Source organism: Spirabiliibacterium mucosae, from assembly GCF_014884965.1.
In the GTDB taxonomy this organism is placed as follows: domain Bacteria; phylum Pseudomonadota; class Gammaproteobacteria; order Enterobacterales; family Pasteurellaceae; genus Spirabiliibacterium; species Spirabiliibacterium mucosae.
Genome location: NZ_JABTBO010000040.1, coordinates 1 through 8,869, shown reverse-complemented (window position 1 = coordinate 8,869; position 8,869 = coordinate 1). Strand labels below are relative to the sequence as shown.

General features: G+C 52.3%; 4 protein-coding genes and 4 pseudogenes. All 8 read left to right on the top strand.

What is annotated here, in order from left to right; translation table 11 throughout:
• Positions 1-17: 17 nt before the first annotated feature.
• The 8 genes and pseudogenes from glyQ (at position 18) to glmS (ending at position 8,695) form a co-directional block, all read left to right on the top strand.
• Positions 18-922: pseudogene (glyQ, locus tag HPC37_RS10445) on the top strand (glycine--tRNA ligase subunit alpha).
• A gap of 63 nt (positions 923-985) precedes the next feature.
• A pseudogene (gene glyS / locus HPC37_RS10440) lies at positions 986-3,054 on the top strand (glycine--tRNA ligase subunit beta).
• A 59-nt stretch (positions 3,055-3,113) separates the two neighbouring features.
• Positions 3,114-3,906 (top strand): annotated as a pseudogene (gene nudC / locus HPC37_RS10435) (NAD(+) diphosphatase).
• Positions 3,894-4,961: a uroporphyrinogen decarboxylase gene (gene hemE, locus HPC37_RS10430; protein WP_208123053.1), complete on the top strand. Its 1,068-nt coding sequence runs from the start codon at positions 3,894-3,896 to the stop codon at positions 4,959-4,961. Before nudC ends, hemE begins: the two are co-directional and overlap by 13 nt.
• 3 nt (positions 4,962-4,964) lie before the next feature.
• Positions 4,965-5,552 (top strand): YjaG family protein, encoded by a 588-nt coding sequence (locus tag HPC37_RS10425; RefSeq protein WP_208123052.1) that lies wholly within the window; start codon positions 4,965-4,967, stop codon positions 5,550-5,552.
• A gap of 161 nt (positions 5,553-5,713) precedes the next feature.
• Positions 5,714-5,988: pseudogene (locus tag HPC37_RS10420) on the top strand (HU family DNA-binding protein).
• A 124-nt stretch (positions 5,989-6,112) separates the two neighbouring features.
• Positions 6,113-6,850 carry a DeoR/GlpR family DNA-binding transcription regulator gene (locus HPC37_RS10415; protein ID WP_208123051.1) on the top strand — a complete coding sequence of 246 codons (738 nt, stop codon included), beginning with the start codon at positions 6,113-6,115 and terminating at the stop codon, positions 6,848-6,850.
• Between the two features lie 12 nt (positions 6,851-6,862).
• On the top strand, positions 6,863-8,695 hold the full coding sequence (gene glmS, locus HPC37_RS10410) for a glutamine--fructose-6-phosphate transaminase (isomerizing) (protein ID WP_208123050.1): 1,833 nt from the start codon (positions 6,863-6,865) through the stop codon (positions 8,693-8,695).
• The last annotated feature ends 174 nt before the right edge of the window (positions 8,696-8,869 follow it).

Here is an 8,869-nt window from a genome sequence, read left to right as displayed (position 1 = left end):
GCAAACGAGAACTGGCAATGAACAGCAAATTTAATGTAAAAACATTTTCAAGGAATGATTTTGGCCCTGCAAGACTATTGGGCGAGTTGGGTGCACCATTGTGCAGCCGCTGGATATGGAAGTGGGTGCGGGCACCTCGCACCCGATGACGTGCCTTCGCGCCTTGGGGCCTGAGCCGATGGCGAGCGCCTATGTGCAGCCGTCACGCCGCCCAACTGATGGCCGCTATGGCGAAAACCCAAACCGTTTGCAGCATTATTACCAATTCCAAGTGGTGCTCAAACCCTCACCAGACAACATTCAAGAGCTTTATCTCGGCTCACTGAAAATGCTCGGCTTTGACCCAACCCAAAACGACATCCGCTTTGTGGAAGACAACTGGGAAAACCCAACCCTCGGCGCGTGGGGCTTGGGCTGGGAAGTGTGGCTCAACGGCATGGAAGTGACCCAATTTACCTATTTCCAACAAGTCGGCGGCCTTGAGTGCAAACCGGTGACCGGCGAAATCACCTACGGCCTTGAGCGCTTGGCGATGTATATTCAAGGCGTGGACAGCGTTTATGATCTCGTGTGGTCCGACGGCGTGCTAGGCAAAACCACCTACGGCGATGTGTTCCACCAAAACGAAGTGGAGCAGTCCACCTACAACTTTGAATACGCCGACACCGATTTCCTCTTCCACTGCTTTGAACAATACGAAAAAGAAGCCAAAGCCCTGCTGGAGCTGGAAAAACCACTGCCGCTGCCCGCGTATGAGCGCATTTTGAAAGCTGCCCACAGCTTCAACTTGCTCGACGCGCGCAAAGCCATCTCCGTGACCGAGCGCCAACGCTACATCCTGCGCATCCGCGCCCTGACCAAAGGCGTCGCCGAAGCCTACTACGCCAGCCGCGAAGCGCTTGGCTTCCCGATGTGTAAGTAAAAGTGCGGTTGTATTTTGCGAGAAACGGTTAACCAGAATTTATAAGATATAGAGAATAGTCACATGACAACACAAAATTTTTTAGTTGAAATCGGCACGGAAGAGTTGCCACCGAAGGCGTTGAAATCGTTAGGATTGGCCTTTGCGGAGAATGTTAAGGCGGAGCTTGCACAAGCGGGCTTGAGTTATGAAAAAGTGGAATGGTTTGCCGCACCGCGTCGCTTGGCGCTGAAGGTGACCGCACTTTTAACCGAGCAGCCGAGCAAAGAGATTGAAAAAAGAGGCCCGGCGGTGGCGGCCGCCTTCGATGCCGACGGCAAGCCGACCAAAGCGGCGCTCGGCTGGGCGCGTGGCTGTGGCATTGAGATTGACCAAGCTGAGCGGCTGAAAACCGCAAAGGCGAGTGGCTGTTTTATCGCAGCGTGGAAGCGGGCAAGCAAACCAAAGCGCTGCTGGCCGACATGGTGGCCAATGCGCTGGCAAAATTGCCGATTCCAAAACCGATGCGCTGGGGCGACAAAACCGTGCAATTCATCCGCCCAGTGCACACCGTGACCATGCTCTTTGGTGATGAGCTGATCGAAGGTGAGATCTTGGGCGTGAAAGCCGACCGCACTTTACGCGGCCATCGCTTTATGGGTGAGCGCGAATTGCGCATCGACAACGCCGATCAATACCCCGCCATTTTGCTGGAAAAAGGCATGGTGGTGGCCGATTTTGACACGCGTAAAAACAAAATTCGTCAAGACGCCGAAAAAGCTGCCGCCCAGCTTGGTGGCGTGGCGGATATTGAAGAAGATTTGCTTGATGAAGTCGCCTCTTTGGTGGAATACCCGGTGGTGCTGACCGCCAAATTTGAAGAGCGCTTTTTGGCGGTGCCGGCCGAGGCACTGGTGTACACCATGAAAGGCGACCAAAAATACTTCCCGATTTATGACAAAAACGGCAAGCTTTTACCGCACTTTATCTTTGTTTCCAACATCAACCCAGAGGATCCAAGCAAGATCATTGAAGGCAATGAAAAAGTGGTGCGCCCGCGTTTGTCCGATGCGGAGTTTTTCTTCAAAACCGATTTGAAACAAAAATTGGCCGACAACTTGCCGCGCCTTGAAACAGTGTTGTTCCAAAAAGAGCTGGGCTCGTTGCGGGAAAAAACCGCCCGCATTGAACGCTTAAGCGGCATCATCGCCGAACAAATCGGCGCAGACAAAGCCAAAGCCGAGCGCGCAGGCCTGCTGTCAAAATGTGATTTGATGACCAACATGGTGTTTGAATTCACCGACACCCAAGGCGTGATGGGCATGCACTATGCTCGCCACGATGGTGAAGACGAAGAAGTGGCCGTGGCGCTCAACGAGCAGTATATGCCACGCTTTGCCGGTGATGACTTGCCGCAAAGTGCGGTTGCCTGCTGTGTGGCGCTGGCGGATAAAATCGACACCCTCACCGGCATTTTCGGCATTGGTCAACACCCGAAAGGGGACAAAGACCCGTTCGCCCTACGCCGTGCTGCCCTTGGCGTGCTGCGCATCATTGTGGAGAAAAAACTGCCACTGGATCTGAACAATCTAGTGGAAAGTGCGGTCGCGCTCTATGGCGACAAACTGAGCAATAAAAATGTGGTCACTGAAGTGGTTGACTTCATGCTTGGGCGTTTCCGCGCTTGGTATCAAGACGAAGGCTTTGGCATTGATGTGATTCAAGCAGTGCTGGCGCGCCGCCCAACACGGCCGGCGGATTTTGATGCGCGTGTGAAAGCCGTTTCCCACTTCCGCAACCTGCCACAGGCCGAGGCGTTGGCAGCGGCGAACAAGCGGGTGTCGAATATTTTGGCGAAAGTCGACGGCCAAGTGCCAAGCGACATCGACCGCACTTTGTGTGTGGAGCCAGCAGAACAGGCGCTTGCTGACGACGTGCTGCGTTTAAATCGCGAATTGCAACCGCTCTTTGCCGCGGGCGATTACCAACGCGCGCTGGAGCAACTCAGCGGCTTGCAAGAGAACGTGGACGCGTTTTTTGAAAACGTGATGGTCAACTGCGACGATGACAAACTGCGCAACAATCGCCTGGCCATTTTGTTCAATCTGCGTGAGCTGTTCTTGCATATTGCAGACATCTCGCTGCTGCAATAACGGCGCGGGAGTTAAGCCGTTTTATTGCAAAATAAAGCGGCTTTTTTCTAGGAGGCATCATGCACACCATCGCACCCGAACACTGCAGTTATTGGCTGATTGCGCAAGGCTCCAGCCTCTATTTGCCTAACGGTGAATTACCCTATGGGCGCGCGGACGCCTTCGAGCTGGCGGGGCTGACGGGGTTGGTGATTGGCCAGCATCACGACGCGCCTGTCACGCTGGTGCTTGATTGCGCTGACCGCACTTTTGAATTCACCTCGCTGCGCGCCTGCCTGGGCTGGGATGAGGCGCTGTTTAACCTGCTCAACCGCGGCGTGAGTTTGCACCATTTTTACCAAACTCAGCGCTTTTGTGCCAAGTGCGGTGCGCCAACGCGTATCATGCAGCCACACGACAGCGCGGTGGCATGCACAAAGTGCGGTCATCACACTTACCCGATTTTATGTCCGAGCATTATTGTGGCGGTGCGCCGCGGCAAGCAGATTTTGCTCGCCAACCACCTGCGCCATAAAAATGAAAAAAATGTACACCGTGCTCGCCGGCTTCGTTGAGCCAGGCGAAAGCCTTGAGCAAACCGTGGCGCGGGAGGTGTTTGAAGAAACCGCCATCACCATTAAAAATATTCGTTATGTTGCCAGCCAGCCTTGGGCTTTCCCCAATTCATTGATGATCGGCTTTTTGGCGGATTACGCAAGCGGCGAGATTTGCATTCAAGAAAATGAACTCAGTGATGCCCAGTGGTTTGACCTTGACGGCACACTGCCACCCTTGCCGCCCGTGGGGACGATTGCTCGCAAGCTGATTGCGCTGACACAACAACATTACAAGGAAGAATCATGTCAGAATTAAAAAACGACCGCTACTTGCGCGCGCTGTTGCGTGAGCAGGTTGACGCCACGCCAATTTGGATGATGCGCCAAGCCGGCCGCTATTTGCCAGAATACAAACAAACTCGCGCCCAGGCGGGGGATTTTATGTCGCTGTGCCGCAATGCCGAGCTGGCCTGTGAAGTGACTTTGCAGCCGCTGCGCCGCTATGATTTAGATGCCGCGATTTTGTTTTCTGATATTCTCACCATTCCTGACGCCATGGGGCTGGGCTTGAGCTTTGGCGCAGGCGAGGGCCCCAAATTTGCCCACCCCATCACCTCCAGCCGCGAGGTGCAAAATTTGCCGATCCCCGACCCTGAAGGGGAGCTGGGCTATGTGATGAACGCGGTGCGCACCATTTATCGTGCGCTTGACGGCCAAGTGCCGCTGATTGGCTTTTCTGGCAGCCCGTGGACGTTGGCCACCTATATGGTTGAAGGAGGTACGAGCAAGGCGTTTACCAAAATCAAAAAAATGCTTTACAGCGAACCGCACTTGTTGCACCAATTGCTCGACAAGCTCGCCAATAGCGTGACGCTGTATCTCAATGCGCAAATTGCCGCCGGCGCACAAGCGGTGATGGTGTTCGACACCTGGGGCGGCGTGCTGGCGCACCGTGATTACCGCGAGTTTTCACTGCAATATATGCACCAAATTGTTGATGGCCTCACACGCACCGCGCGTAATCGCCGCGTGCCCGTGACGTTGTTCACCAAAGGCGGCGGCTTGTGGCTTGAAGCCATTGCTGCCACGGGCTGTGATGCCATCGGGCTGGATTGGACGGTAGATATTGCCCAAGCGCGCGCACGGGTAGGCGATAAAGTCGCGTTGCAAGGAAATTTAGACCCAAGCGTACTGTATGGCTCGCAAGAGACCATTGAACGTGCGGTGAGTGAAATCTTGCGTGATTTTGGCCCAGGCACAGGCCATGTGTTCAATCTCGGTCACGGCATTCATCAAGATGTGCCGGTGGAGAGCCCGAAAATTTTGGTTGATGCCGTGCATCGGCTGTCAGCTTCGTTTCATCAAGGATAAGTTATGCGAAACCCTATTCACAAGCGTTTAGAGCGGTTTGAAAGCTGGCAACATCTAGCGTTTATGACCGCACTTTGCGAGCGTATGCAGCCCAATTTTGCGCTATTTTGGCAACTTCATGGGCAAGATTACGGCCGTGTGTATCACAACATTCTCAATTTGGTGTGGGAATATTTGACCGTCAAAGGGGCTAAAATCAACTTTGAAAGCCAGCTGGAAAAATTTGAAGATATCATTCCGAATGTCAATGACTTTGACGAATACGGCGTATTCCCCGCGGTGGATGCCGCCCAGGCGCTGTCTGAGTTGTTGCACGCGTTGATTTCAGGCGAGATGCTGTCGCAGTCGATTTTGGTCAGCCAAATTTCGCTTAAAACGGTCGCCGAGTTGCTTGAAGCGGAGCAAGATCGCACATTAAATGAGCAAGAATTGAAAGCCAGCAGCGAGATTGAAGAGGAATTAGACCTGCAATGGTCGGTCTATCGCGCCTTGAATGACGCCGAAGAACGGGACTTAGAGCTGCTAAATAGCTTAAAAAATGAGCTGCGCGGCAGTGGGATTAGCAACATCGGTATAAAAATTGACCATTAAATGTGACTTCTCGCATATTTTGCGCATTTAATGCTTTTCATCTCTGGTGCTTTGCATTAATCTTATATCGACTGTTTTTCAACAGATCTTGAACCAACGAAATTGATTATTCAATTGATACAAAAGTTATTTTAAACACTAATAAATGAGGGTTATTAATTATGAATAAAGCAGAATTAATTGATGCGATTGCAGCAGCTGCCGACTTGAACAAAAACAAGCAAAAGCTGCTTTGGAAGCCACTCTTGAAGCGGTAACCAAAAGCCTGAAAAAAGGTGAGCCAGTACAATTGATCGGCTTTGGTACATTCAAAGTGAATGAACGTAAAGCACGCACTGGTCGCAATCCACAAACTGGTAAAGAGATTAAAATCCCTGCCGCCAAAGTGCCTTCTTTCGTATCAGGTAAAGCACTGAAAGACGCTGTCAAAAAATAATTTTTGTTAGTTGCAAAAAGCCCTCGCCACGCGGGGGTTTTTTTATGGCCGCAAAAGTGCGGTTGACTTTTGAAAGTGTTTCGATTATGCTTTCGAACCGAAACATCAAAATAACAGGTTCGAAATGGCAGCCCAAGACAGACGCGAGAGCATTCTTCAGCTTTTAACCCAACAAGGCCACGTACACGTGGAGCAGTTGGTTGCGCGCTTTGGCGTGTCTGAGGTGACCATTCGTAAAGACTTGACCGCACTTGAGCAGCGCGGGCTTTTGGTGCGCTGTTATGGCGGTGCCAAAGCCTTGCTTGACACTGACGGCTTGCAGTTTTCCCAAAGCCAGCGCCGCATCGCCAAAGCCGCGGCCGCCTTGGTGGGGGACAACCAGCGGGTTATCATTGACTCAGGCTCCACCACCGCGGCGTTGATTGAGGCGCTTGGCCACAAAAAAGGCCTGGTGGTAATGACCAACTCACTTGATGTGGCCAACCAAATCCGCACCTTGCCCAATGAGCCAACCCTGCTGATGACAGGCGGCACTTGGGATTTTCGCTCCGATTCATTTCAAGGTGTGATAGCCGAGCAGGCCATCAAATCCTATGATTTTGATTGGTTGTTCACCGGCGCTGATGGCATCGACGAGCGCGGCACCACCACCTTCAACGAAGTGGTGGGGTTGAGCCAAGTGATGGCTGACGCGGCGCAAAACGTGGTGGTGATGGTGCAGGCGCAAAAGTTCGGGCGCAAAATGCCCAATTGTGAGCTCAACTGGCAGCAAATTGACCAAGTAATCACCGACGCTGAGGTGCCAGCCAAAGTGCGGTTAGAAATCGAACAACATTCAGTGCAACTGATTATTGCAAATTAATAAGGACATTTTATGTGTGGAATTGTAGGCGCCGTGGCGCAACGCGACGTGGCAGAAATTTTAATTGAAGGGCTTCACCGCTTGGAATACCGTGGCTATGACTCCGCTGGTGTTGCGGTGGTGGATCATCAACACAACCTCCAGCGCGTGCGCTGCTTGGGCAAAGTAAAAGCCCTTGATGAAGCAGTGGCGAAAAAACCACTGCTCGGTGGCACGGGTATCGCTCACACCCGCTGGGCAACCCACGGCGAGCCGAGCGAGCGCAACGCCCATCCGCATGTGTCCAACGACATTGTAGTGGTGCACAACGGCATCATTGAAAATCACGACAGCTTGCGCAAAACCTTGCAATCGCGCGGGTATGAATTCCAATCACAAACCGACACCGAAGTGATCGCCCACCTAGTGGAGTGGGAATACCGCCACTGCGATTCACTCTTAAGTGCGGTGCAAAGTGCGGTCAAGCAGCTTGAGGGCGCTTACGGCATGGTGGTGATGGATAAAAACGAACCCGAGCACCTGATTGCCGCGCGTTCAGGCAGCCCGCTGGTCATCGGCCTTGGCCTAGGGGAAAACTTCCTCGCCTCCGATCAATTGGCGCTTTTGAGCGTTACCCGCCGGTTTATTTTCCTCGAAGAGGGCGACATTGCTGAAATCACACGCCGCACGATTGATATTTATACTCGCGAGGGTGAAAAAGTCGAACGCGCTGTGCACGATTCCAACTTGGAAAACGACGCAGCCGATAAAGGCAAATTCCGCCACTACATGCAAAAAGAGATTTACGAACAGCCATCGGCGATTATCAACACCCTTGAAGGGCGCCTTTCTGGCCACTCGGTGGTGATTGACGCCATCGGCAACGGCGCGCGTGAGATTTTAGAAAAAGTCGAGCACATTCAGATTGTTGCTTGTGGTACCAGCTATAACGCAGGCATGGTGGCGCGTTATTGGTTTGAATCCCTCGCGGGTGTGGGTTGCGATGTGGAGATCGCCTCCGAGTTTCGCTACCGCACTTTTGTTACACGCCCAAATAGCTTGCTGATCACACTTTCACAATCAGGCGAAACCGCCGACACCTTGGCTGCCTTACGCTTAGCGAAAGAAAAGGGCTACATGAGCGCGATGACCATCTGCAACGTGCCAGGTTCGTCACTGGTGCGTGAAAGCGACTTGGCCTTCATGACCCGCGCAGGCGTGGAAATTGGCGTGGCCTCCACCAAAGCCTTCACCACACAGCTTGTCACTTTGTTACTGCTGGTGGTTGCGGTGGGCAAATTAAAAGGCAACATGACCGACGCGCAAGAGCAGCGGATTGTCAAAGCGTTGCAAAGCCTGCCGGCCAAAATTGAGCAAGCACTGGCGTTTGACAGCACGATCGAGCAGCTTTCAGAGGATTTTGCTGAAAAACACCACACCTTGTTCTTAGGCCGCGGTGAATACTACCCAATCGCGCTGGAAAGTGCGCTTAAACTGAAAGAAATTTCGTACATTCACGCTGAAGCCTATGCCGCAGGTGAGTTGAAACACGGGCCACTGGCGCTGATCGACGCGGATATGCCCGTGGTGGTGGTGGCACCGAACAACGATTTGTTAGAAAAACTCAAATCGAACATTGAAGAAGTGCGCGCTCGCGGTGGCCAGCTGTATGTCTTCGCCGATGAAAAAGCCGGCTTTGAATCCACCTCGGATATGAAAATTATCGCCATGCCAACCGTGGATGAAGTGGTGGCGCCGATTTATTACACCATCCCGATGCAGTTGCTCAGCTATCACGTCGCTTTAATTAAAGGCACCGACGTTGACCAACCGCGCAATCTCGCCAAAGCGGTAACGGTAGAGTAATCCTTCGTCTCTCCCAAGTGTTAATCGCACTTGGGGGGGGTTAAAATAAGTGATTTGTTTGTTTAATAATCACTTGAGAGGCGAAAAAGAAAAAATGATCAAAAAACGCTTGCAAGGATAAATATTTTGCCTATAATACGCCTCCACAACGACACGCTATCGTGAAGAAGTTAA